A 24,176-nucleotide genomic window follows, 5' to 3' on the forward strand; every position below is an offset into this window, starting at 1 on the left:
GAAGCGATGTCGCCTTCGCCGCGCACGGCGGCGTTCCAGCCCGTCACCGCCTGTTCGGCCGCAGCCGCACCGTGGAAACGCGCCGCCAGCTCGCGTGCCAGGCGCATCTTGAGATCGCGGGGATTGAGCTGGCCACCTTCGATCTCACGTTTGAGCTGCGCCGCCTCGTGGATGCCGATCTCGAAGCTGAGCAGGTCGATCCAGCGCCACATCAGCGTGTCGTCGATCTTCATCGTCTTGGTGACGATATCGATCGCCGGCTCGTTGATGCCAATGTAGTTGCCCAACGACTTGGACATCTTGTTGACGCCATCCAGGCCTTCCAGCAGCGGCATGGTCAGCACGATCTGCGCCGGCTGGCCGTAATGCTCCTGCAGGCCGCGGCCCATCAACAGGTTGAACTTCTGGTCGGTGCCGCCGAGTTCGACGTCGGCCTTCAACGCGACCGAGTCGTATCCCTGCACCAGGGGATACAGGAACTCATGGATCGCGATCGACTGCTGCGCGGCGTAGCGCTTGGCGAAGTCGTCGCGCTCGAGCATGCGCGCCACCGTGTGCTGCGCGGCGAGCTTGATCATGTCGGCCGCGCCCATCTGGCCGAACCATTCCGAGTTGAAGCGCACTTCGGTGCGTTCCTTGTCCAGGACCTTGAACACCTGCTCGGCGTAGGTCTCCGCATTGGCCAGCACATCCTCGCGAGTCAGCGGCTTGCGGGTGACGTTCTTGCCGGTCGGGTCGCCGATCATTCCGGTGAAGTCGCCGATCAGGAAGATCACCTGGTGCCCCAGGTCCTGGAACTGGCGCATCTTGTTCAGCAACACCGTATGGCCAATATGCAGGTCCGGGGCGGTCGGGTCGAAGCCGGCCTTGATCCGCAGGGGGCGGCCCAGGGCGAGGCGGGCCTTGAGTTCCTCGGGCTTGAGGATCTCGTCGGCGCCACGGCCGATCAGGTCGAGGGCGTCTTGGACGGAGGCGGGGGTCTGGGGGGCCAAAGGTGGGGGCTCGCTACGTGAATGGTGAACGCGATATGCGATCACGATCATGGATTAGGGTTAAATCACGGTTAAACATAACCGCTCGGGTCTGTGACGAAAAACCCTATTCAGCTCAAGGGTTTGACGCACACTGCTCGCGTCACTATGGTAACGCCGCTACACGGCCTTCACACCTGCGCGCGGGAATCCTCACATGACAGCATCCGATAGCAGTACGGACCGGCGCCAACGCCTCAAGGCCAAGCGCGAAGCCGCTCTGCACCGACCGGTGCTGGCACGTCATTCGGAAGGGTTCACTGGTCGCTGGTCGCGTCGCCAGTGGGCGCATGCAAGCCTGTTCGCCACGCTCGGCCTGCTGGTCGCGGCAATCGTTCCCGGCTTTGGTCCGACGTCCAACGTACAACCGCTGCATGCGCAGCGCGCGTCACTCGCCCTCTCGCTGCCGCCGCTCCCGCTGGCGCGCCTGCGGGGCCATAGCGGCGACAGCTGGCAGATCGTCCGCGTCGAGCGCGGCCAGACCCTCGGCGCCGTGTTCGAGGACCTGGACCTGCCGGCCTCGACCATGCATCGCATCCTCGACGCGGCGGGCGGCGACAAGGCCGTGCTCACGCGCCTCAAGCCCGGCACGGAACTCGCATTCGATCTGCCCGCCAACGGCGAGCTGCGCACCTTCCGCTACGATCGCGACGACAGCCATCGCGTGGAACTGGCCCTGTCCGGCGACAAGGTCACCGAGAACGTGATCGTGCGTCCGACGGAAATGCGCACCGTCGTCATCAGCGGCAAGGTCGGCAAGTCGCTGTTCCGTTCGGCACGCAAGCTGGGCCTGACCGGCAGCAACATCAACACGCTGACCGACGAGATCTTCAAGTACGACATCGACTTCAACGAAGACGTCGGCGCGAACGACCGCTTCAGCGTCGTGGTCGAACAGACCTGGCGCGAAGGCGAGCTGCTGCGCACCGGCCCGGTGCTGGCGGCCACCTTCACCACCGGCGGCAAGCTGCATACCGGTTTCCGCTTCGAGCGCGACGGCAAGTCGGAGTACTTCACCGGCGACGGTCGTCCGCTGAAGAAGAGCTTCATCCGCATGCCCATTCCGTATGCGCGCCTGACCTCCAACTTCGGCACGCGCCACCACCCGGTGCTGGGCCGCACGCGCATGCACAAAGGCGTGGACTACGCCGCGCGCACCGGCACGCCGATCATGGCCGCCGGCGACGCGCGCGTGAAGTCCGCCGGCTGGATGGGCGGCTACGGCAACGCCGTCGTCCTCGACCACGGCCGCGGCTATTCCACGCTGTACGGCCACATGTCGCGCATCGGCAAGATCCGCCCGGGTCAACGCATCGCCCAGGGCACGGTGATCGGCTACGTCGGCAGCACCGGCATGTCCACCGGCCCGCACCTGCACTACGAGTTCCGCGTGAACGGCGTGCACCGCAACCCGCTGTCGATCACGATGCCGCCGCCGGAGCCGCTGTCAGGCGCCGCGCTGGCGCAGTTCCGCGCGCAGACTTCGGTCGCGCTGGCGCGCATTCAGAAGGTCGAGAACATCATCTACGCCGACGCGGGCGAGGCCTCTCCGGCCGTCGCACAGGCGAAGAAGCCCGCCAAGACCAAGGCCTGATCCCCGTGCCGGCCCTTCCGACCGGGCCTGCGGACGCCGCGTCCGACGGGCTCTTCGTCGGCCTGATCTCCGGCACCAGCGCCGACGGCATCGACGCGGCGCTGGTGCGGTTCACCTCTCAATCGTCGGTGCCCGCACGGGTCGAGCTGCTACTCGGCCGCACCTACGCCTGGGACGAGGCCGTGCGCGATCGCCTGGTCGCCCTGGGCCAGGGCGGCGAAGCCCAATCGCTGGACGAGCTGGCCACGCTGGACGTGCAGATCGCCGAGGCCTTCGCGGCTGCGACGCTGCGGTTGATCGAGGAGTCCGGCGTTCCGGCCAGCAGCATCCGCGCGATCGGTTCGCATGGCCAGACGGTGCGCCATCGCCCCGAGGGCGCGCGCTTCGATGGTCGCCATCCCTTCACGTGGCAGCTGGGCGATGGAAACCTCATCGCGGAGCGGACCGGTATCGCAACGGTGGCCGATTTCCGCCGCCGCGACGTGGCCGCCGGCGGCCATGGCGCGCCGCTGCTGCCCGCGCTGCATGCGGCGCTGCTGCACAACGACGACGAAAGCCGCGCCGTGCTCAACCTGGGCGGCATCGCCAATTTCACGTTGTTGCCGCAAGCCGGGCTGGTGCGCGGCTTCGATACGGGCCCGGCCAACTGCCTGCTCGACGCGTGGTGCCAGCGCCATACCGGCAAGCCGTTCGACGCCAGCGGCGCCTTCGCCGCGCAGGGCCGGCTGGATGCGGACCTGCTGGCCCGCCTGCTGGACGAACCCTGGTTCGTGTTGCCGCCGCCCAAGAGCACCGGGCGCGAGCAGTTCCATCTGGGCTGGGTCGAGCGCCGCCTGCACGGCGACGAGGCCGCGGCGGACGTCCAGGCCACGCTGCTGGAACTCAGCGCCATGACGGTCGCCGATGCCCTGCGCACGCAGCAGCCCGACACCCGCCGCGTGCTGGTGTGCGGCGGAGGCGTGCACAACCCGCGGCTGCTCGCCCGCATCGGAGCGCACCTGCCGGGCGTGACCGTGGAATCCACCGCCCGACACGGCGTGGATCCGGACTTCGTGGAAGCGATGGGATTCGCCTGGCTGGCGCGCCAGACGCTGTCCGGCCTGCCGGGCAATCTGCCCAGCGTCACCGGTGCGCGCGGGCCGCGCGTGCTGGGTGCGATCTATCCCGCGGCCTGACGTTCAGGGCTTCTGGGCGTAAGCCATCAGGTCGCGGTCGACGTCGGTCAGGCCGGCACTTTCCAGCGTCTGCGTCTGCACGTCGCCGGGTCGATCCATGCGGCCGATCAGCGAGAAACCCGGGTCGCTGGGAATACCTTCCAGCGCGGAGATCGCTGCCTGAAGGGCGCTGGCATCGGAATCGCTGAAACGCGCGGCCATTTCGGCCTCGCAGGCGAACAGGCCATGCTCAAGCAGGTGCATCAGCGCCTCCTGCAGCGTCCATTGGCGCGCCTGCGCCATCCGCTTGATGCGGTCGAGCAGGAGCGGATCGATGTCGTGAAGGATGAGGTCGGTCATACAGATTCCCCTGAACCGGCGCGGGGGCGCAGGTTCAATTCACCGCAGGTGCGTTGAGGCCGGCACCGGGACGGCGCATGGTCAGGATCAGGCAGAGCAGCAGTGCTGGTATGCCGATCAGAGCCGTTCCCGCAAAGAATAGCGAATAGGCCTCCAGCAAACTGCGGCCCACTTCCAGATGTTCGATCGCCACGCCGGACAATCCTTTCAGCACCTTGCCCGGCAGGGCGTAGAAACTGCTGAGCAGGGCGTACTGGGTGGCGGTGTAGCCGACGTTGGTCAGGCTGGACATGTAGCCGATGAGTGCCACCCCGGCGAAACCGCTGCAGAAGTTGTCGATGGCCATGACCGCGGTGAACACGCCGGCGTCGGCGCCATGGAGCGCCAGGTAGGAAAACGCGAGATTGGAGCCGGGCCCCAGTACCGCGCCGGCCAGCAGGGTGCGGAAAAAGCCGAAGCGCACCGCGCTCAGACCGGCCGCGGCGATGCCAAGGATCGTCGCCACCAGGCCGAACGTGCCGCGTACCGCGCCGACGGTTTCCTTGTCGATGCCCAGATCGGCATAGAACGGATTGGCCATGGGCCCCAGTACGAAGTCCGGCAGGCGGTAGAGACTGATCGCCAGCAGCATCAGGATGGCCCAGCTGCCGTGGTCGCGGAAGAACACGACGAACGGATTGATCACCGCGTCGTACAGGCCCTGCGGCGTGAGCAGTTTTGGATGCGAAGTCGCCGACGCCTGCAGGCTGGCAGCCGGCTCGCGAGCGACGAACGTGGCGACCACGCCCACGCCCATCAGCAGCGCCATCAGCTCGTACGACATCGACCAGCCGATGTGCGCGGCGAAGATCAGGATCAGCGAATCGGTGACCAGGAGCGCACCGCGGTAGCCCAGTGCGGAGGTCGAGGTCAGCAGGCCCTGCTGCTCGTTGCTGTCGGCGATCTCGATGCGCCAGGCGTCGATGACGATGTCCTGCGTCGCCGAAGCGAGCGCCACCACCAGCGCCAGCGCGCCGAACACCAGCAGCTGGTCTAGCGCGAAGCCGGCCAGCACCAGCTCGCCTTCCAGCGGCTGCACCATCGCCATACCCGTCAGCGCGATCGCGACGACGATCTGCGACAACAGCATCCAGCCGCGTCGGCGTCCCAACCATCGGCCCAGTAACGGCGCATCGAGCTTGTCGATCAGCGGCGCCCACAGGAACTTCAGCGAATACGCCAGCCCCACCCACGACAGGAACCCGATCGTCGACAGCTCGATTGCGTTCTCGCGCATCCAGAAGCCGAGCGTGTTGCCGACCAGGTAGATCGGGATGCCCGAGCTGAATCCCAGCAGCAGCATCACCAGCACCTTGGGCTGGCGCAGGTTCGCCAGTACGAGGCGCCAGCCGGTTTGTGCGGGCTTGCGTTCGCCCGCCGCGGTCTCAGAGGTCATAGTCGACCGTGAACGGTGCGTGGTCGGAGAAGCGCGGTTCGCGCAGGATCGAGCAGGCCTTCAGCTTCGACGCCAGGCCCGGCGTCACCAGCTGGTAGTCGATGCGCCAACCGACGTTGTTCGCGCGCGCGGCGCCGCGATTGCTCCACCAGGTGTAGTCCTGTCCTTCCGCATGCAGCGCGCGGTAGGCATCGACCCAGCCGGAGGTGTCGACGCACAGGCCATTGAGCCATTCGCGTTCGGGCGGCAGGCAGCCGGAGTTCTTCTGGTTGCTGCTCCAGTTCTTGATGTCCAGCTTCGATCGCACGATGTTCCAGTCGCCGCACAACACGTACTCGCGGCCGCTGGCCAGCCATTCGTCCAGGTGCGGCTTCAGCCAGTCCATCACGCGGAACTTGAAGCCCTGGCGCTCTTCGCCCGAGGAGCCCGACGGGATGTAGAACGACACCACGCTGACGTTGCCGAAACGCGCCTCGATGTAACGGCCCTCGTCGTCGAACGGCGCCCAGCCCATCGAGGTGCGCACCTCGTCCGGCTCGCGGCGGCTGTAGATGGCCACGCCGCTGTAGCCCTTCTTCGTGATCGCATCCTTGAACCAGGCGCGGTAGCCCTCGGGGAGGAACTGCGGGCCGGCGAGCTGGTGCTCCTGCGCCTTGGTCTCCTGGACGCACAGGACATCCGCATCCTGCGTGCGGAACCAGTCGAAGAACCCCTTGTTGGCGGCCGAACGCAGACCGTTGGCGTTGAAGCTGATGATGCGCATGCGCACTCCACGGAATCTGCCGCGATCATAGCCCGGCCCGGCGCCCCGCACGGGCGCAGGCCCTATCATGGCGATCATGTCCGTCGTCACCGAACGCGTCCGCGTCGAGCCCATCCTCGACCCCGATTCCGCCACCGCGCGGGCGGTGCGTTCGCTGCGCGTGACCCGGGATCAGGTCCGCTTCGTGGGCGAGACGGTCTTCAACCTCGCCGACACCCTGCGCGACCCGTGCAGTGAGGCGATGGCGGTGCTCATCGATGAGACCGTCATCGGCTTCTACCGGCTGGATTTCGCGCCGAACGCCGTGGTCGGCCGCTCCCTGGGCATGCCCAGCGTGGGCCTGCGCGCGTTCGTGATCGACCAGGACTGGCAGGGTCGCGGCCTCGGTGCACAAGCCATGGCCGCCTGCTGCGAGGACCTGCGAACCCGCCACCCCGAACGCGCCGCGCTCGTGCTTACCGTGAACACCGTCAACGCGCCTGCGATCACCGCCTACCGGCGCGCCGGGTTCGTCGATACCGGCGAGCTGTTCAACGGCGGCAGCGCCGGCCCGCAGCACATCATGCTGTCCTTCCTTCGATCCACTGCCCCTTCGACCGCTTCGACATGACCGATCACCGCTCCCGCTTCCTGCAACTGGCCCTCCAGGCCGACGCCCTGCGCTTCGGCGAGTTCACCCTCAAGTCCGGGCGCCAGAGCCCCTACTTCTTCAACGCGGGCCGCTTCGACTCCGGTGCGGCGCTGGCCGGACTGGCCGGCTGCTATGCCGATGCCATCGACGCGCATGGCGTCGCCTTCGACCTGCTCTTCGGGCCGGCTTACAAGGGCATTCCGCTGGCGACGGCGCTGGCCTGCGAGTACGCACGACGCGGCCGCGATCTGCCGGTGGCGTTCAACCGCAAGGAAGCCAAGAGCCATGGCGAGGGCGGCAACCTGATCGGCGCACCGCTGCAGGGCCGACGCGTGCTGATCGTGGACGACGTGATCACCGCCGGCACCGCCATCCGCGAGGCCCTGGGCCTGATCCGCGACGCAGGCGGCGAGACGGCGGGCATCGTCATCGCGCTGGACCGGCAGGAAGCCGTGGACCCTGCCACTTCCCGACGCTCTGCGGCACAAACGGTCGCAGCCGACCATGGCCTGCCCGTGATCGCGGTGGCCACCCTGGGCGACCTGCTGGCTTTCGCGGGCGACCGTGCGGAGCTTTCGACGCAACGAGAGCGCCTGCTCGCGTACCGCCAGGCCTACGGCAGCCAGGCCGACGCCTGAGGCCACACCGCTGGCGTGAGACTTGCATGTCTCTCGCTGGACATCGAACCACGACCGACGCCATGACCAAGACTTTCCCGCTGCTGGCCTGCACCTTCGCGCTTGCCGTTTCCGGCGCCGTGCTGGCTCAGGGCAAGCCTGCCAGCAACAAGAAGCTGTACTGCTGGACCGAGAACGGCGCCAAGGTCTGCGGCGACGCCCTGCCCGCCAGCGCGGTGGACAGCGCGCGCACCGAATTCAACGCCAAGAGCGGACGCGCGACCGGACAGCTGGCGCAGGCGCTGACGGCCGAGGAGCGCGCGGCGGCCAATGCGGAGGCCAAAGCCGCGCAGGACGCCGCGATCCTGGCCGAGACGACGGCCCGGCGCGAACGCGCCATGGCCGAGTCCTACGCGACCGAGGACGAGCTGCGGCGCGCCTTCGGCGAGCGCCAGGCGGTGATGGACGAGACGGTGAAGGCATCGACGATCGGCGTGGAAGGCCGCCGCCAGTCCCTGGTGGCCCTGCTGCGCCGCGCGGGCGAGGACGAACTCAACGGCAAGTCCGTGCAGCGTGCGACCCGCGACAACGTGCTCGTCCAGCACGACCAGCTTCTGCGCCAGCAGGCGATGCTGGTCCAGCAGCTGGCCGACCGCGAGACGATCGACGAGGAACTCGCCCTGGCGCTGGAGCGCTACAACGCGCTGAAGAAGCCGGCCAAGGGCGGCTGACCGGCGCCGCCCGCCACGGGCGCACCGCAAGAACGAAGAAGGCCGGCGGTTCGCACCGCCGGCCTTCGTATTTTGGCCCTTGGCCGCTGCCTCAGAACGGCAGCGACAGGTCCGGCTTGAGCGCCAGCAGCTGCGAGCGGAAGTCGTTCTTGATCCGCGCCAGTGCCTCGGCGGAGTCCGCATCGAAACGCATGACCAGCACCGGCGTGGTGTTGGACGCGCGTACCAGGCCCCAACCGTCCGCGTAGTCCACGCGCAGGCCGTCGATGGTCGACAGGCGCGCGCCCTCGAAGTGGGCTTCGTTGCGGAAGCGTTCGACGAAGGTATGCGGATCGCCATCGGGCGCGTCGACCTTGATCTCCGGCGTGGACACGCCGTTGGGCAGGGCCGCGAGCGTCTCGCTCGGGCTGCGCGGCTGCGCGGCGAGGATCTCCAGCAGGCGGGCGGCGGCGTAGATGCCGTCGTCGAAGCCGTACCAGCGCTCCTTGAAGAAGAAGTGGCCGCTCATCTCGCCGGCCAGTTCCGCATCGGTCTCGCGCATCTTGGCCTTGATCAGCGAATGGCCCGTCTTCCACATCAGCGGGCTGCCGCCGTGGCGCAGGATCTGGCCTGGCAGGCGGCCGGTGCACTTCACGTCGTACAGGATCACCGCGCCCGGGTTGCGTTCGAGCACGTCGGCGGCGAACAGCATCAGCAGACGGTCCGGGAAGATGTTCTCGCCGTCGCGGGTCACCACGCCCAGGCGGTCGCCGTCGCCGTCGAAGGCGATGCCCAGGTCCGCTTCCAGGCGCTGCACCATCTTGGTGAGGTCGGCGAGATTGTGCGGCTCGCTCGGATCCGGATGGTGGTTCGGGAACGTGCCGTCGATGTCGCAGTACAGCGGCGTGACTTCCGCGCCGATCGCGCTGAGCACGCGCGGACCGATGTCGCCCGCCACGCCATTGCCGGCATCCACCACCACGCGAAGCGGACGGTCGATCTGCACGTCGGAGGCGATGCGCTGGACGTAATCCTCGGAGATGTCGCGCTGGTTGAGCGAGCCCAGGTCGGCCAGGTGCAGGCGGTCCTCGGCGATGCGCGCGTACAGGTCGGTGATGGCATCGCCGGACAGCGTCTCGCCGCCGACCACGATCTTGAAGCCGTTGTAGTCCGGCGGGTTGTGGCTGCCGGTGACCGAGACGCACGACCCGGCGCGCAGGTGATACGCCCCGAAGTACACGACCGGCGTCGGCGCCAGACCGATGTCCACGACATTGCGGCCGGCCTTGCGCAGACCCGCGATCAGACCCTCCACCAGCGCCGGGCCCGAGAGGCGGCCGTCGCGGCCAACCACGATGTCGGTCAGGCCCTGCGAATGCATCAGCGAGCCGATGGCATGACCGATCAGCTCGGCGACGCCGGCATCCAGCGACTGCCCGACCACGCCGCGGATGTCGTAGGCGCGGAAGATGCCGCGGTCGATCGCGACGGGCTGGGAGGGAGCGAGGGGCTTGGGCGGGGTCACGGGGGCGGCTTTCGCGGGAGCAGGCTGGGTTTCCATGCTCTCCGCCAGCGTCTGAACCGGACCTTCCTCGTCGCCCTCGGCCGCCTTGCGCTTGAGCTTGAGATGGGGTGCACGCCAGGTCAGGAAGCCCAGCAGCAGCAGGACGGCCGCCGCGACGAAGCAGCCCGGGGCATCCAGGCCGAGGGGGCCACCGGCCACGTCCGGCACGGCCGCGGCGATGCGCAGCTCGCTGCCCGGCACCTTGGTGGCCAGCGCCTCTGCGCCGCCCGCCAGCTGGGTGTCGCCGCGCTCCACTGCGCTGAACGAACCCTGGCGCAGCGCCAGGTAGCTGTCGTCGGCCACCGCGGCCTGTTCGATGCCCGCGCTGATGCGCGTCAGCGGCAGGCGGGCGTAGGCCACGCCCACGGCGTTGGTGCCGCTCATGGCGGGCGCGGCCAGCGCCAGTTGCGCACCATTCCCGTGGCGGACGAGTCCCGCGACCGCACGGTTGCTGGCGATGGCGGCCTCGATGACCCCCAGCCGGCCGTAGCCGCCCTCCGGCAACGCGGCGTACTCGCCGCTCAGGTCCAGCGGCAGCACGGCGACGTCGGATGCACCCGCCCAGCCCTTGGCCAGTTCCTGCGAGGCAGCGGCCAGGTCGGCCGCAGCCAGCGCGCTCTGCACGGCAGGCTGCGCCAGCCGTTGGGCGAGTTGCTTCTGCTCCGAGATCAGCGCGTGCTGCGCCGCTTCCACGGCCGCGTTACGGGCCTCGGTGATCGCCAGGCGGCGCGCGCCGTCCTGGTGCAGCTGCCAGCCGCTCCACGCGAAAAACGCCGCCACCAGCGCCAGCGCTGCCGCCACGACCGGCAGCAGGATCTTCAGCTGTGCGGCCGACAGCGCCAGTTGTCCCTTTTCCAGACCCTTCATCCAATTCCCCTTGTCAGCGCACGCCGGTGTGGCCGAACCCGCCGGCCCCGCGCGCACTGGTTTCGAATTCTTCGACCACCTGCAGCGTCGCCCGCACGATCGGCAGGATGACGAGCTGGGCGATGCGATCCCCTGGCTGCATCGTAAAAGCCTCGCGACCGCGGTTCCAGACGCTGATGAGCAGGGGGCCCTGGTAATCGGCATCGATCAGGCCGGTGCCGTTGCCCAGCACGATGCCGTGCTTATGTCCCAGGCCGGAACGCGGCAGGATCACCGCGCACATCGTGGGATCGCCCAGATGGATCGACAGTCCCGACGGCACCAGCGCGGTATCGCCCGGTTGCAGCGTCAGCGCCTCGTCCAGCGCGGCGCGCAGGTCCAGGCCTGCGCTGGCCTGCGTGGCATACGTGGGCAGCGGCCATTCGCCGCCGAAGCGGGCGTCGAGGATCTTCAGTTCGAGCGTGTGGTTCATGCGTCCGGTCGTAGGCCTGGGGGCGGTGCGTGTGGGAAGACGCAAGGGTCATGCCAGCGGCGCGCCGGCGGGGCCTTGCGTCAGGGAGGTGGCAACCGCTCGGCGATCAGGTCGAGCAGTCCGTCGGCCAGCTGCGTCTTCGGCGCCGGTCCCAGGACGTTGGACGACCCGTCCACGCCGTACACGGTGAGCGTGTTGTCGTCGCTCTCGAAACCGCTTCCGGCCACGCCGACACGATTGGCGGCGATCAGGTCCAGGCGCTTGTTCTCCAGCTTGCCGCGCGCGTACGCCTCGACGTGATCGGTCTCCGCGGCGAAGCCCACCACCAGGCGCGGCCGCTGCGCATGCGTGGCGATGTCGGCCAGGATGTCGCGCGTGCGCACCAGCGTGAGTGTCAGCGTGTCCTGTCCGGCCGTCTTCTTGATCTTGTTCGAGGCCGCCTGTGCGGGCGCGAAATCCGCCACGGCAGCCGCGCCGATGTAGACGTCGGCCGGCAGCTGCGAGAGCACGGCCTCGTGCATCTGCGCGGCCGAGCGCACGTCGATGCGCTGCACGCCTTCGGGCGTCGGCAGCGACACGGGGCCGGCCACCATCACCACGCGGGCGCCACGGCGCGCCGCGGCCTGGGCGACGGCGAAGCCCATCTTTCCGCTACTGCGGTTGCCGATGAAGCGGACCGGGTCGATGTCCTCGTACGTCGGGCCGGCGCTGACGAGAATGCGCACGTCCTGCAATGGCCCGCTCATGCCATGACTCCCGCCAGCGCGGCGACGATCTCGTGCGGTTCGCTCATGCGGCCCGGGCCGGACTCGCCCTCGGCGAGCGGTCCATCGTTGGGGCCGACGACGTGCACGCCGCGGGCGCGCAGCGTGGCCATGTTGTCCTGCGTGGCCGGATGCAGCCACATGCGATGGTTCATCGCCGGCGCCACGGTGATGGGCGCGGTGGTGGCCAGACAGAGCGTGGTGACCAGATCGTCTGCGAAGCCGTGCGCAAGCTTGGCCAGCGTGTTCGCGGTCGCGGGCGCCAGCACGACGCGGTCGGCCCAGCGCGCCAGTTCGATATGCCCCATCGCCGCCTCGGCGGCGGCATCCCAGAGCGAGGTGCGCACGGGCCGCCCGGAGACGGCCTGGAAGGTCGTCGGGCCAACGAACTGCTGCGCGTTCTGCGTCATGGCTACGGTGACCTCGGCGCCGGCGTCGCGCAGCCGGCGCACCAGTTCGGCCGATTTGTAGGCGGCGATGCCACCGCACACGCAGAGCAGGATCTTCCGTGAACGCAGGGAGCCGGGCTCGGCCATCTGGCTAATACCTACCGCGAAATCGGCGTTTAGCTTACCCGAAGGCATGCACGGGCCCGGCGGTGTTCGCGCATCGCTCACTGCTGAAATGACGACCCGGTCGGCCTTGCGGCGGCTGGCGTGGACCACGCCGCCGCCGGGCCGACCACCTTCCTCCCGATCGGCTCCCACCCATGCATATCCGCGACTGGCCTTCCGACGAGCGCCCGCGCGAGCGCCTGCTCGCCAAGGGCGCCAGCGCGCTCTCCGATGCCGAACTGCTGGCCATCTTCCTCGGCTCCGGCCTGCGCGGGCGGGACGCGGTCACGACCGCGCGCCAGCTGCTGCAGGCGCACGGGCCGCTGCGCGGCCTGCTGGAACGGCCGGCGGCGCAGCTTTCCGCCCTGCCCGGCCTGGGCCCGGCACGCGCGTGCCAGCTCGCGGCGGCGCTGGAGCTGGGTCACCGCCTGCTCGGCGCGCACCTGGAACGCGGCGCGCTGGTCAGCGACCCGCTCGCCGCCGGCACCTATTTCGCACAGCGCCTGCGCTCGCGTCCGCATGAGGTGTTCGCGGCACTGTTCCTGGACACCCGGCACCGCGCGATCGCCTTCGAAGAACTCTTCCGCGGCACGATCGACGGCGCGGAGGTCCATCCGCGCGAACTGGTCACCCGCGCGCTCGCGCACAACGCCGCGGCGGTGATCGTCGGCCACAACCACCCCAGTGGCAGCCCGGAGCCCAGCGCGGCCGACCTCGCCCTCACCGCGCGCCTGAAGGATGCGCTGCGCCTGGTCGACGTGCGCCTGCTCGACCACCTGATCGTCGGCGACGGCCCACCCGTATCGATCGCGGCGCGAGGCGCGGTTTGAGCATGACGCGCGTGGGGGCGCCGACGGCCGGCCGGGGGTGCCTCGCGTACAATGCGCGGTTCCGCAGCACCCCCCTGACGTTCCGTGAAAGCGACTCTTCGCGCCCTGGTGGCGCAGGCCATCGACACCCTTCGCGCCGCCGGCACCCTGCCGGCCGACCTCGCCACGCCCGATTTCGTGATCGAGCGTCCCAAGTCGCTGGCGCAGGGCGATTTCTCGACCAATGCGGCCATGCTGCTGGCCAAGCCGGCGAAGTCGAACCCGCGCGCGATCGCGCAGGCGCTGGTCGACGCATTGCCGGCCACGACCGACCTGGCCAAGGTCGAGATCGCCGGCCCCGGGTTCATCAACTTCCACGTCGACGAAGGCGCGTGGCGCCGCCAGATCGGCCAGGTGCTCTCGCAGGGCACAGCCCACGGGCGCAACGACAGCGGCAAGGGCCATCGCGCCGGCGTGGAGTTCGTCTCTGCCAATCCGACCGGCCCGCTCCATGTCGGCCACGGCCGCGCCGCGGTGATCGGCGACTGCATCGCGCGCGTGCTCGATGCGAACGGCTGGGACGTGGTGCGCGAGTTCTACTACAACGACGCCGGCGCGCAGATCAACAACCTCGCCATCTCGGTGCAGGCGCGCGCGCTCGGCCACGGTCCGGAGCATCCGGACTGGCCGGAAGACGGCTACCGCGGCGACTACATCAAGGACGTCGCGGCCGCGTACCTGCGCGGCGACAGCGTCGAAGTGGAAGGCCACACCGTCACCGGCGCGAAGGACGCGCAGAACCTCGACGCCATCCGCCAGTTCGCCGTGGCCTACCTGCGCCGCGAGCAGAACCTGGACCTTGAAGCCTATGGCGTGGCGTTCGACGTGTATTTCCTCGAGTCGTCGCTGTACACCGACGGCAAGGTCGAGGAAACCGTGCGCGAGCTCGTCGCCCATGGCCACACCTACGAGGAAGGCGGCGCGCTGTGGCTGCGCACGACCGATTTCGGTGACGACAAGGACCGCGTGATGCGCAAGTCCGACGGCACCTTCACCTACTTCCTGCCCGACGTCGCCTACCACCGCAGCAAGTGGCAGCGCGGCTACGAGCGCGCCATCACCGAGCTGGGCGCGGACCACCACGGTTCGCTGGCCCGCGTGAAGGCCGGCCTGCAGGCGCTGGACTGCGGCATCCCGCAGGGATGGCCGGAGTACGTGCTGCACCAGATGGTCACCGTGATGCGCGGCGGCGAGGAAGTGAAGCTGTCCAAGCGCGCCGGCAGCTATCTCACGCTGCGCGACCTGATCGACGAGGCCGGTCGCGATGCGACGCGTTGGTTCCTGATCGCGCGCAAGCCAGATTCGCAGCTCACCTTCGACATCGATTTCGCGCGCAGTCAGTCGCTCGACAACCCGGTCTACTACGTGCAGGTCTCACATGCGCGCATGTGCGGGCTCGTGCGTCAGCTGAAGGAGCGCGGGCTGTCGTTCGACGCCGCCAACGGCCTGGCGCAACCGCTGGACCTGGACGATGCGCCCGCGCGCGAGCTCATCGCCACGCTGCTGCGCTACAGCGACGTGGTCGAAAGCGCCGGTCGCGACCTCGAACCGCACCAGATCGCCGCGTACCTGCTCGAACTGGCGCAGACCTTCCAGACGTACTACAACGACCACCAGTTCCTGGTCGACGACGCCAACACGCGCGATGCACGCCTCGTGCTCGCGATGGCGACGCGCCAGGTGCTGGCCAACGGTCTCGAACTGCTGGGCGTCAGCGCCCCCGAGGTGATGTAAGTGGCAGCACGACGCGGCAAAACGCAGGCCAAGCGCAATTCCGGCGGTGACAGCGGCCTGCCCGGCTGGGCCTGGATGGTGCTGGGCATCCTGCTGGCGGTAGTGGTGATCCTGGTCGCGCCGAAGTACCTCAAGTCCAACGGCGACGGATTCTTCCGTCCGCAGCCGAACCCCGACGCCGAACCGGCGCGGGTGTCGGGCAGCGATGATGAGGCGATCGCCGACGAGGGCACGCCCACGCCCGCCAAGGGCAAGTCCAGCGACGCCAAGCAGTCGAAGAAGGACACCGACTACGACTTCTACACCCTGCTGCCGGGCAAGGAAGTGCCGATGTCGGACGCCGAACTCGCCGCCAGCGAGCAGGCCGAGGCCAAGCGCCAGACCCCGCGTTCGAAGCCCGAGCCCGCGGCCGCCGAACCGGACGCACCGGCCAGCACGCCGACACCGGCAACGACGCCGGCCGCCGCACTGCCGCGCCCGGTGGAAACCGACACGGTTCCGTCGCGCTCGCCGCAGACCGCACCCGCGACGCCGCCGACCACGGTCGCGTCGGCCGCGCCCGCGACCAGCGAGCCCAAGCCCGCCGCGGCCGTGGACGACAACACGCGCTATCTGCTGCAGGCCGGTGCGTTCCAGGCCTCGGGACAGGCGGAAGAGATGAAGGCGCGCATCGCGATGCTGGGCCTCAGCGCGCGCGTGGAATCGGCCGCGATCAACGGCAACACGGTCTATCGCGTGCGCATGGGGCCTTACGGCACCGCCAGCGACCTGGCCGATGCCAAGCGCAAGCTCGCCAGCGGCGGACTGCCGGCCCTGGCGATCAAGGTCAAGTAAGCCCCGTCCGGGCGCGCGACGCCGACGCCCCTTTCGCTGCAACGCGACCGCGATCACCGCGCCCAGGCGACGACGGCGGCTAGACTGCCGCCACGTTGCACGGGGGATCGCCATGGACAAACGCATTCTTTGGGGCTGCGTCGCCGCCGTCGGGCTGCTGACGCTTTTCGCGGTGGCGACCTACGCGCTGGGCGCGGAGTCGATGCGCACGACGATGACGCCGCTGGGCGAACTGCCGCTGCTGGATCTGCTGGGCGTGCTGGTGGCAATGACCGTCGGTGGCGCGATCGCCGGGCCGCGTTTTCGCCGCATCGCCGTGGCGCTGATGGCCACGGTGTGGGTGCTCAGCCTGTCGGCGATGGTCGCCGCGCCGCACGTCAGCGTGCCGGGAGCGCTGAAGTACAACGCGCTGGCGATCGTCTCCAATCTGTTGCTGGCCTGGATCGGCGCCACGGCCGGTCCGAAGCTGCTGGCGCGCTGGCATTCGCAGCGCGCCGGCGCCGCTGGCGCGTGATCAGCCGCCGCGCTTGAGGGTGATGAGCGCGGAGGTGTCGGCCTCGCCCTGCCCGCGTTCGATCAGTTCAGCGTAATCGGCCAGCGCCTGTTCCACCGTGCTCAGGCGCGTCCCCGTATCGCGGGCGATCGCGCTGACGATGCGCAGGTCCTTGAGCATGTGCGCGCACTTGAAGCCCGGCGTGAACTCGTCGCGCAGCATGGTGGCGCCGCGCTTTTCCAGGAACCAGTTGCTGGCCGCACCGGCCATCAGCGTGGGCAGCAGCTTTTCCGGATCCAGGCCCAGCTTCTCGCCCAGTGCCAGGCCTTCGCTCACCGCTTCATTGATGCCGGCCACCAGCACCTGGTTGACGGCCTTCGTCGCCTGCCCCGCACCGGTCGCGCCCATGTGCGTGATGCGCGCGGCGTAACAGGCGATCACGGCACTCGTGCGTTCCACCACGTCGGCTTCGCCACCGACCATCACCGACAGCTTTCCGTTGCGCGCACCCTCGACGCCGCCGGACACCGGCGCATCGAGGAAACCGATGTCGTGCGGCGACAGCATTGCGGCGCAGCGACGCGCGGTGTCCACCGCCACGGTGGAATGGTCGATCACCACCGCGCCCGGCTTCAGCACTTCGGCCAGCGCGTTCACGTTCTCCAGCACGTCCGCATCGAGCGACACGCACAGCACGACGACGTCGCAGTCGGCGAAGTTCGCTGCCGAGCGTGCGGCGCGCACGCCCAGTTCGGCGGCGAGCGCATCGGCCTTGGCCTGCGTGCGGTTGCCCACCGCGGTGAGCAGGCCCTTGGCGTGCAGGTAGCGGGCCATCGGAGCGCCCATCGCGCCCAGGCCGATCAGTCCAACTTTCATCGTCGTCATTCCGCTTGTTGTTCATGGCGGCCATCGCCGCCATGTACCGTGAAACGCGATCCGTCGCCCGAAGCGGCGACCGCGTCGATACCGCGCACTCCGGCGCGGCCGTGGGGTGACGTTTACGCCAGCGGCGCGTCGTCGAGATAGGTGTAGCCGGTGAGACCGGTTTCCAGGGCCTGAGCCAGCGCATCGGCTTCGGCCGCGGGCAGCCCAGCCGCCTCGACCTTCGCGCGGTACGCCGCGCGCAGGTCGTCCAGTCGGTAGCCGACATAGTCCAGCATCACGTCGGTGGTGTCGCCGCGGCGCTGCTGGGTGAGTTCGTACGTCTGCCCGGCCACGCGCACTTCCACCGCATCGGTATCGCCGAACAGGTTGTGGATGTCGCCCAGGATCTCCTGGTATGCGCCGACCAGGAAGAAGCCGATACGGTAGCTCTCGCCGCTGCGCGGTGCGTGCAGCGGCAGCGAGGTGTCCAGGCCCTCGTTCTCGACGTAGGTCTTCACCGTGCCGTCGGAATCGCAGGTCATGTCGGCCAGCACGCCGCGTCGCGTGGGCTCTTCGTCCAGTCGTTCGATCGGCAGGATCGGGAACACCTGGTCGATCGCCCACACGTCGGGGATGGATTCGAACACACTGAAGTTGACGAAATACTTGTCGACCAGGCGATCGTTGAGTTCGTCCAGCAGTTCGCGATGGCTCTTCTCGTCGTAGCTCAGGCGCCGGCGCACGTCATGCGCGATGGCGTAGAACAGGTCGTCGATGCGCGCACGGTGCACCAGGTCGATCTGGCCCAGCGCATACAGCGACAGGCCCTCGCTGTGGTGGTGCTGCGCTTCGTGGAACAGCTCCACCGCCGGGCGCTGGCCCAGTTCGGCATGCACTTCGCGCAGGTGGCGGATCACTGCCGGCTCGTCGTCGTGCACGTCGGGGATGCGGCCTTCCGGCGCTTCCTCGACTTCCGACACGTTGGCCACCAGCACGGCGTGGTGCGCGGTCATCGCGCGGCCGCACTCGGTGACGATGCGCGGCGGCACCAGCCCGTTCTCGGCGCAGGCCTCGGCCAGCGGTTGCACGATGCTGTTGGCGTACTGGTGCACGCCGTAGTTGATCGAGCAGTAGCCGCGCGAGCGCGTGCCTTCGTAGTCGATGCCCAGGCCACCGCCGACGTCCATGTAGCGCACGTTCGCGCCCAGACGCGAGAGCTCGACGAAGTAGCGCGTCGCCTCGCGCATGCCGTTGGCGATGTCGCGCACGTTGGAGATCTGCGAGCCCATGTGGAAATGCAGCAGCTGCAGCGTGTCGGTCATGCCGCTGTCGCGCAGTTTCTTCCACAGGTCCAGCACCTGGCGCGGCGAGAGACCGAACTTGGCCTTGTCGCCGCCGCTGTTCTGCCACTTGCCGGCGCCCAGGCTGGCCAGGCGCATGCGCACGCCCAGGCCCGGCTTCACGCCCAGCGCGGCGGCTTCTTCCATCACCAGTGCCAGTTCCGACGGCTTCTCGATGACGATGAAGGTTTCCATGCCCAGCTTGCGGCCGATCAGCGCCAGGCGGATGTATTCGCGGTCCTTGTAGCCGTTGCAGACGATCAGCCCGCCCGGGCGCGACAGCGCCAGCACGGCCATCAGTTCCGGCTTGCTGCCCGCTTCCAGGCCGAAGCCCTCGCCGTGGTGCGAGGCCAGCGTGCCGGCGACGCCGCGGTGCTGGTTCACCTTGATCGGGTACACGGCGGTGTAGCCGCCGGCGTAGTCCCATTCGGCCTGGGCCTGCGCGAAGGCGGCCTGCAGCTTGCCCAGACGGTTGCCGAGGATGTCCGGGAAGCGCACCAGCAGCGGCAGCTTGGCGCCATTGGCGCGCGCCGCATCCACCACCTCCGGCAGCGAGATCGCCGGCCCCTGCGCGCCGCGCGGGCGCACGATGGCGTGACCGTTCGTCCCGGCATCGAAATACCCTTCCGACCAGTGCGGGATCGAGTAGGTCTTGCGGGCCTGATCGAGCGACCAGTCGGACATCGGCGGAGTACCGGGGGAGGCGGGGGGACGCGCATTCTACAGCCCCCCGGCCGAGCAACCTGTCCAGACGCCCGACGACGCCGGCGCGTCACGGGCGGTCCGCTACAATGCCGCCCCTTCTCAACGCCCGCCCGGCCGCCCTCGCGGCGCTCCCGGCCCGGCCCCATCCCCCTGGATCCCCGCAATGAGCACCCAGACGTCCTGGCATTACGAGAACTTCGAGCCCACCGGATCGGCGATCGGCTACCGCATCACCAAGAAGCTGGACGAGGTGCAGTCGCCGTTCCAGAAGATCGAGATCTTCGAGAGCACCGACTGGGGCAACCTGATGCTCATCGACGGCGCGATGATGCTGACCACGAAGGACAACTTCTTCTATCACGAGATGATGTCCCATCCGGCGCTGTTCACCCACGCCGATCCGAAGAACGTGGTGATCATCGGCGGCGGCGACTGCGGCACGCTGCGCGAGGTGCTCAAGCACCCGGGCGTGCAGCGCGCGGTGCAGTGCGACATCGACGAGCAGGTCACGCGCATGGCCGAGAAGTGGTTCCCGGAACTGTGCGAGGCCAACGGCGACGCCCGCGCCACGCTGATGTTCGACGACGGCATCGCGTACATGAAGAACTGCGAACCGAACTCGCTGGACGTGGTGATCGTGGATTCGACCGATCCCGTCGGCCCGGCCGAAGGCCTGTTCAACAAGGCGTTCTTCGAGAGCTGCTTCCGCGCGCTCAAGGACGACGGCATCCTGGTGCAGCAGTCCGAATCGCCGCTGATGCTGCTCTCGCTCATCAAGGAAATGCGTGCCGAGATGGGCAAGGCCGGCTTCACCACGTTCCAGACGCTGCCCTTCCCGCAGCCGTGCTACCCCACCGGCTGGTGGAGCTGCACGCTGGCGCGCAAGGGCCAGGGCTTCGACTTCCGCCAGGCCGACTCGCGCGCGAAGGCGTTCGCCACCAAGTACTACACGGTGGACATCCACGCCGGCGCCGCCAAGCTGCCGCCGTTCGTGGCCGCGGAGCTGGGCCAGTAATCCGGTCGGTCCTGCGTCGTCGCAGAACGCCCCGCTTCGGCGGGGCGTTTTCGTTTGCGTCCCCGACCGGTCACGCCGCGCTGGGCAGGGCCCCGGGCACGGCACGCGCACGACGCCGCGCGCGCAAGGCGAGGAACGGCCGCTCCACCGCGTAATGCAACAAGGCGGCGGCGAGCAGCGTCGCCACCGCATACACCACGAAGGCCACCAGACCGCGGCCGTGCAGCCATTCGCCGAAGTGGGTGTCCACCGCGTGGAACACGAGCTTGTGGCTGAGGTACAGGCTGTACGAAACCGCGGCGATCCATCCCGCGCCGGGCACGGCCCAGCGTCCGATCACACTGCGCCCGCTGGCGCCAGCCACGACCAGGCAGGCGATGGAGGCCGACAACACCGGCCAACCGATCGAATTGCCCAGCAGGCCGCTGCGCTGGCGGAACAGCCAGAACGCCACCGCCATCCCCACCACGCCGAGCATCGCGAAGGCGTTGCCGCGGGCCAGCGCGCGCTCCCACATCGACGGGCGGAACACCGCGATCACCGCCAGCACCACGCCCGCCAGCAAACCGTCGAGGCGGTTCCAGGTGGGGTAGTAGATGTCCTCGACGAACCAGTTGCGCGGCGGATCCAGTGCATCGAAATGCAGCCAGGCGCCGGTGCGCAACGCGATTCCCGCCAGCACCGTGGCCACGCACACCGCGATGAACACCTTCGCCGAAGGCCGCCGCATCAGCAGCAGCGCCAGCGTGGGGAACAGCAGGTAGAAGTGTTCCTCCACGCACAGCGACCACGCGTGCGAGAAAGCAGGCAAGTGCGTGTAGTCCACGACCAGATTCAGCGTGAACGTGGCGAACTGCCACCAGGGCGCCAACCCTTCGGCCTCACGCAGCGCGGGGAAGAAGACGTAGATCGCCAGCACCACCACGAACGCCGGCAGGATCCGGTACGCGCGACGCGCATAGAAGTCCGCGAACGACAGCGTCTTCCCGTGCGCCAGCGGCGTCAGCACCTGGCGGCCGATCAGGAAGCCGCTGAGCACGAAGAAGATGTCCACGCCCATCCAGCCGTAGCGCTCGAGCCATTTGAAATCCGGCCCGAGCCCGCCGACGAGGAAGGAATGGAACAGCATCACCCAGACGACGGCGATGGCGCGCAGCAGATCGAGTCCGGGGAGGCGTTGCATGAAGTCCTTTTCGTCGGCGGCCGTCGGGTTGCGCGGAGCGCTCACACCACCCGGGGTGTGGCCCGGGCGATGAGCGTGATGGGTTCGTGTTCCGGATCGGGGTAATGCACCAGGCCGGCGAAGTCGGTGTCGATCAACAGGCCGCGTTCGAGGTAGGCCCATTCCGCGGCCGGATACTCCGGCGGGTGATCACGACCGATGCACGCCACGACGGTACCGCGGTAACGCGCGTCGATGGCGACCCGGTCGCCCAGCCGCGGCACTTCACCGGAGGCGTAGCGCACCGGTGCTTACAGCGCGTCGCCGTCCATCTCGCCAGTGCGGATGCGCACCGCGCGTTCCAGGTCCCAGACGAAGATCTTGCCGTCGCCGATCTTGCCGGTACCGGCCGCCTTCATGATGGCTTCCACCACCGTATCGACCTGTTCGTCGGTCACGGCCACTTCCAGCTTGATCTTGGGCAGGAAGTCGACGACGTACTCGGCGCCGCGGTAGAGCTCGGTGTGGCCCTTCTGGCGACCGAAGCCCTTGACCTCCGTGGCGGTGATGCCGGCCACGCCGGCCTCGGCGAGCGCCTCGCGCACGTCGTCGAGCTTGAACGGCTTGATCACGGCCATGACCATCTTCATTGCATCGTCTCCGGGTTCCCGGCGGCAGGATAGCGAAGACCGTGCCGTACGGGTGGGCATGCGCTACAGTGGCCGCCCCCGGACTTCCCCCACAGCCCGCCGCGGCCCATGCCGACGGCGTCCTCACGGTCCACGCCTCACTCTGCGGCGAACGTCCGGAGGATTTCCTCTCATGATCGACTTGAACCCCATCGACGACCTCGCCCGCCGCCTCAGCTCGCTCGTTCCTCCGGGCCTGCGCGAGAGCCGCGAGGAACTGCAGCAGAACTTCAAGGCGGTCCTGCAGTCGGGGCTGGCCAAGCTCGATCTGGTCACCCGCGAGGAGTTCGAGGTGCAGCGCGCGGTCCTGCTGCGCACGCGCGAGAAGCTGGAAGAACTGCAGCGCACCGTGGCCGAACTCGAGGCCCAGCTCGGCAACACGCCGCCGCCCTCGCAGCACTGAGTCCCCCCGATGAATCTGGCGCTCGTGCACAGCCGTGCACGAACGGGCGTGCGCGCGCCCGCGGTTCGCGTGGAAGTGCACCTGGCCGGCGGCCTGCCGGCCATGTCGATCGTCGGCCTTCCCGAGGCGGCGGTGCGCGAGGCCAAGGACCGCGTGCGCGCCGCCATCCTGTGCGCGCAGTTCGAATTCCCCGCGCGGCGCATCACCGTCAATCTCGCTCCGGCGGACCTGCCGAAGGACGGCGGCCGCTTCGACCTGCCCATCGCGCTGGGCATCCTCGCGGCGAGCGGACAGATCCCGCTGGAGCCGCTGGCCGAATTCGAATTCCTCGGCGAACTGGGCCTCACCGGTGAACTGCGCGCCGTGGACGGCGCACTGCCTGCCGCGATCGCCGCCGGGCAGGCGCAGCGACGGTTGATCGTTCCGGCCGGCAATGGCGCCGAGGCGGCACTGGCCAGCGACGTCGAAGTGCGCACCGCGCGCACGCTGCTGGAAGTCTGCGCACAACTGGCGGGCCGCAAGTCGTTGCCGACGGCGGTGGCGCCCGCCGCCGAGCGCCCGTCGGGCCCGGATCTCTCCGACGTACGCGGCCAGCCGCACGCACGCCGTGCGCTGGAGATCGCGGCCGCCGGTGCGCACCATCTGTTGTTGATCGGCCCGCCCGGTTGCGGCAAGACGCTGCTGGCTTCGCGCCTCCCGGGCCTGCTGCCCGAGGCGAGCGACGACGAAGCGCTGGAAGCGGCTGCCATCGCCTCGGTCAGCGGTCGCGGGCTCGATCCCGCACGCTGGCGCGAGCGTCCCTTCCGCTCGCCACACCACACGGCCAGCGCAGTGGCGCTGGTCGGCGGCGGTGCGCAGCCCCGCCCGGGCGAGATCTCGCTGGCGCATCACGGCGTGCTGTTCCTGGATGAACTGCCCGAATGGGATCGTCGCGCGCTGGAAGTGCTGCGCGAGCCGTTGGAATCGGGCGTGGTCACGGTATCGCGGGCGGCGCGCAGCGCGGAGTTTCCCGCACGCTTCCAGCTCGTGGCCGCGATGAATCCCTGTCCCTGCGGCTGGGCCGGCGATTCCTCGGGCCGCTGCCGCTGCAGCGGCGATGCCATCCAGCGCTATCGCGGACGCATCTCCGGCCCGCTGCTGGACCGCATCGACCTGCACATCGAGGTCCCGCGCCTGCCGCCCTCTGAACTGCGGCCGGACGCACTGGCGGGAGAATCCACCGGCACGGTGCGCGCGCGCGTGGTGGAAGCGCGCCGCCGCCAGCACGCGCGCGCAGGCACCGCGAACGCCAACCTCAGCCAGGCCGGCACGGTGTCCACGTGCCGCCTGACCGATGCGGACCACGCACTGCTCGAACGCGCCGTGGATGCCTTGCAGCTGTCAGCGCGTTCGATGCACCGCATCCTGCGCGTCGCACGCACCATTGCGGACCTGGACGGCGCTGACGACATCGGCACGGCGCACCTCAGCGAAGCCATCGGCTACCGCAGCGCGGATCGCGGCGCACGTTCGAGGTGACACTTCCGTCGACGCGATGCGCGCGCCGACGTCT

Annotated in this window: 23 protein-coding genes and 1 pseudogene (1 of these 24 running past the window's edge); 12 read left to right on the top strand and 12 right to left on the bottom strand. The window is 69.0% G+C overall.

The features are described from left to right. Window positions 1-992, bottom strand: the 5' portion of a protein-coding gene (tyrS, locus tag QLQ15_RS03075; RefSeq protein ID WP_283211384.1) for a tyrosine--tRNA ligase. 235 nt of this gene lie to the left of the window's left edge; 992 of the gene's 1,227 nt are visible here — the first part of the coding sequence; the start codon lies at window positions 990-992; its stop codon lies beyond the left edge, outside the window. A 196-nt stretch (window positions 993-1,188) separates the two neighbouring features. Between tyrS and QLQ15_RS03080 the strand changes: the two genes are divergently transcribed. Together QLQ15_RS03080 and QLQ15_RS03085 are read left to right on the top strand one after the other, a co-directional pair. Beyond that, window positions 1,189-2,625 (top strand): peptidoglycan DD-metalloendopeptidase family protein, encoded by a 1,437-nt coding sequence (locus QLQ15_RS03080; RefSeq protein WP_283211385.1) that lies wholly within the window; start codon window positions 1,189-1,191, stop codon window positions 2,623-2,625. A gap of 5 nt (window positions 2,626-2,630) precedes the next feature. Further along, window positions 2,631-3,800 carry an anhydro-N-acetylmuramic acid kinase gene (locus tag QLQ15_RS03085; protein ID WP_283211386.1) on the top strand — a complete coding sequence of 390 codons (1,170 nt, stop codon included), beginning with the start codon at window positions 2,631-2,633 and terminating at the stop codon, window positions 3,798-3,800. A gap of 3 nt (window positions 3,801-3,803) precedes the next feature. Here the strand turns inward: QLQ15_RS03085 and QLQ15_RS03090 are convergent, their stop codons facing one another. Genes QLQ15_RS03090 through QLQ15_RS03100 form a run of 3 tightly spaced genes read right to left on the bottom strand, consistent with a single transcriptional unit; the run spans window position 3,804 to window position 6,337 of the window. After that, the gene (locus QLQ15_RS03090; RefSeq protein WP_283211387.1) at window positions 3,804-4,139 is read right to left on the bottom strand and encodes a hypothetical protein; all 336 of its coding nucleotides are present in this window, start codon (window positions 4,137-4,139) and stop codon (window positions 3,804-3,806) included. Between the two features lie 34 nt (window positions 4,140-4,173). Continuing rightward, window positions 4,174-5,574, bottom strand: coding sequence for an AmpG family muropeptide MFS transporter (locus QLQ15_RS03095; RefSeq protein WP_283211388.1), 1,401 nt, complete (start codon window positions 5,572-5,574; stop codon window positions 4,174-4,176). Continuing rightward, a complete protein-coding gene (locus tag QLQ15_RS03100) occupies window positions 5,564-6,337 on the bottom strand; it encodes an exodeoxyribonuclease III (RefSeq protein WP_283211389.1) in 774 nt (257 codons plus the stop codon). The genes QLQ15_RS03095 and QLQ15_RS03100 overlap by 11 nt, the downstream gene beginning before the upstream one ends. A gap of 76 nt (window positions 6,338-6,413) precedes the next feature. On the opposite strand from QLQ15_RS03100, the gene QLQ15_RS03105 reads away from it, so the two are divergent. From QLQ15_RS03105 to QLQ15_RS03115, 3 genes are all read left to right on the top strand, one after another. Next, window positions 6,414-6,947, top strand: coding sequence for a GNAT family N-acetyltransferase (locus QLQ15_RS03105; RefSeq protein ID WP_283211390.1), 534 nt, complete (start codon window positions 6,414-6,416; stop codon window positions 6,945-6,947). Continuing rightward, a complete protein-coding gene (gene pyrE / locus QLQ15_RS03110) occupies window positions 6,944-7,606 on the top strand; it encodes an orotate phosphoribosyltransferase (protein ID WP_283211391.1) in 663 nt (220 codons plus the stop codon). The genes QLQ15_RS03105 and pyrE overlap by 4 nt, the downstream gene beginning before the upstream one ends. A 62-nt stretch (window positions 7,607-7,668) precedes the next feature. Next, entirely contained in the window at window positions 7,669-8,316 is a 648-nt protein-coding gene (locus tag QLQ15_RS03115; RefSeq protein WP_283211392.1) for a hypothetical protein, read from the top strand. 91 nt (window positions 8,317-8,407) lie between these two features. On the opposite strand, the gene QLQ15_RS03120 is transcribed toward QLQ15_RS03115, so the two are convergent. The 3 genes and pseudogenes from QLQ15_RS03120 to coaBC all read right to left on the bottom strand — a co-directional run bounded on the left by QLQ15_RS03120 (window position 8,408) and on the right by coaBC (window position 12,498). Further along, complete coding sequence (locus QLQ15_RS03120; protein WP_283211393.1) at window positions 8,408-10,726, bottom strand: phosphomannomutase/phosphoglucomutase; 2,319 nt, start codon at window positions 10,724-10,726, stop codon at window positions 8,408-8,410. 13 nt (window positions 10,727-10,739) lie between these two features. Continuing rightward, on the bottom strand, window positions 10,740-11,198 hold the full coding sequence (gene dut / locus QLQ15_RS03125) for a dUTP diphosphatase (protein WP_283211394.1): 459 nt from the start codon (window positions 11,196-11,198) through the stop codon (window positions 10,740-10,742). 80 nt (window positions 11,199-11,278) lie between these two features. Then, a pseudogene (coaBC, locus tag QLQ15_RS03130) lies at window positions 11,279-12,498 on the bottom strand (bifunctional phosphopantothenoylcysteine decarboxylase/phosphopantothenate--cysteine ligase CoaBC). Between the two features lie 173 nt (window positions 12,499-12,671). On the opposite strand from coaBC, the gene radC reads away from it, so the two are divergent. The 4 genes from radC to QLQ15_RS03150 all read left to right on the top strand — a co-directional run bounded on the left by radC (window position 12,672) and on the right by QLQ15_RS03150 (window position 16,467). Beyond that, window positions 12,672-13,346 (top strand): RadC family protein, encoded by a 675-nt coding sequence (radC, locus tag QLQ15_RS03135; RefSeq protein WP_283211395.1) that lies wholly within the window; start codon window positions 12,672-12,674, stop codon window positions 13,344-13,346. 84 nt (window positions 13,347-13,430) lie between these two features. Continuing rightward, window positions 13,431-15,119 (top strand): arginine--tRNA ligase, encoded by a 1,689-nt coding sequence (gene argS, locus QLQ15_RS03140; protein WP_283211396.1) that lies wholly within the window; start codon window positions 13,431-13,433, stop codon window positions 15,117-15,119. Next, window positions 15,120-15,953, top strand: a complete 834-nt coding sequence (locus QLQ15_RS03145; RefSeq protein ID WP_283211397.1) for an SPOR domain-containing protein — start codon at window positions 15,120-15,122, stop codon at window positions 15,951-15,953. A gap of 112 nt (window positions 15,954-16,065) precedes the next feature. Then, window positions 16,066-16,467 (top strand): hypothetical protein, encoded by a 402-nt coding sequence (locus tag QLQ15_RS03150; protein ID WP_283211398.1) that lies wholly within the window; start codon window positions 16,066-16,068, stop codon window positions 16,465-16,467. Here the strand turns inward: QLQ15_RS03150 and QLQ15_RS03155 are convergent, their stop codons facing one another. After that, the gene (locus QLQ15_RS03155; protein ID WP_283211399.1) at window positions 16,468-17,322 is read right to left on the bottom strand and encodes an NAD(P)-dependent oxidoreductase; all 855 of its coding nucleotides are present in this window, start codon (window positions 17,320-17,322) and stop codon (window positions 16,468-16,470) included. It lies immediately after the preceding gene. Between the two features lie 122 nt (window positions 17,323-17,444). Next, the gene (gene speA / locus QLQ15_RS03160) at window positions 17,445-19,334 is read right to left on the bottom strand and encodes an arginine decarboxylase (RefSeq protein WP_283211400.1); all 1,890 of its coding nucleotides are present in this window, start codon (window positions 19,332-19,334) and stop codon (window positions 17,445-17,447) included. A gap of 184 nt (window positions 19,335-19,518) precedes the next feature. On the opposite strand from speA, the gene speE reads away from it, so the two are divergent. Next, window positions 19,519-20,370 (top strand): polyamine aminopropyltransferase, encoded by an 852-nt coding sequence (gene speE / locus QLQ15_RS03165; protein ID WP_283211401.1) that lies wholly within the window; start codon window positions 19,519-19,521, stop codon window positions 20,368-20,370. Between the two features lie 70 nt (window positions 20,371-20,440). On the opposite strand, the gene QLQ15_RS03170 is transcribed toward speE, so the two are convergent. Genes QLQ15_RS03170 through QLQ15_RS03180 form a run of 3 tightly spaced genes read right to left on the bottom strand, consistent with a single transcriptional unit; the run spans window position 20,441 to window position 22,182 of the window. Continuing rightward, entirely contained in the window at window positions 20,441-21,553 is a 1,113-nt protein-coding gene (locus tag QLQ15_RS03170) for an acyltransferase family protein (RefSeq protein WP_283211402.1), read from the bottom strand. A 41-nt stretch (window positions 21,554-21,594) separates the two neighbouring features. Next, complete coding sequence (locus tag QLQ15_RS03175; protein WP_283211403.1) at window positions 21,595-21,837, bottom strand: hypothetical protein; 243 nt, start codon at window positions 21,835-21,837, stop codon at window positions 21,595-21,597. Between the two features lie 6 nt (window positions 21,838-21,843). After that, on the bottom strand, window positions 21,844-22,182 hold the full coding sequence (locus QLQ15_RS03180) for a P-II family nitrogen regulator (protein WP_283211404.1): 339 nt from the start codon (window positions 22,180-22,182) through the stop codon (window positions 21,844-21,846). Between the two features lie 172 nt (window positions 22,183-22,354). Here QLQ15_RS03180 and ubiK point away from each other — a divergent pair, with 172 nt between their 5' ends. Together ubiK and QLQ15_RS03190 are read left to right on the top strand one after the other, a co-directional pair. Further along, window positions 22,355-22,624 carry a ubiquinone biosynthesis accessory factor UbiK gene (gene ubiK, locus QLQ15_RS03185; protein WP_283211405.1) on the top strand — a complete coding sequence of 90 codons (270 nt, stop codon included), beginning with the start codon at window positions 22,355-22,357 and terminating at the stop codon, window positions 22,622-22,624. 9 nt (window positions 22,625-22,633) lie between these two features. After that, window positions 22,634-24,142 (top strand): YifB family Mg chelatase-like AAA ATPase, encoded by a 1,509-nt coding sequence (locus QLQ15_RS03190; protein ID WP_283211406.1) that lies wholly within the window; start codon window positions 22,634-22,636, stop codon window positions 24,140-24,142. The last annotated feature ends 34 nt before the right edge of the window (window positions 24,143-24,176 follow it).

This window comes from Lysobacter stagni, assembly GCF_030053425.1.
In the GTDB taxonomy this organism is placed as follows: Bacteria; Pseudomonadota; Gammaproteobacteria; order Xanthomonadales; family Xanthomonadaceae; genus Lysobacter_J; species Lysobacter_J stagni.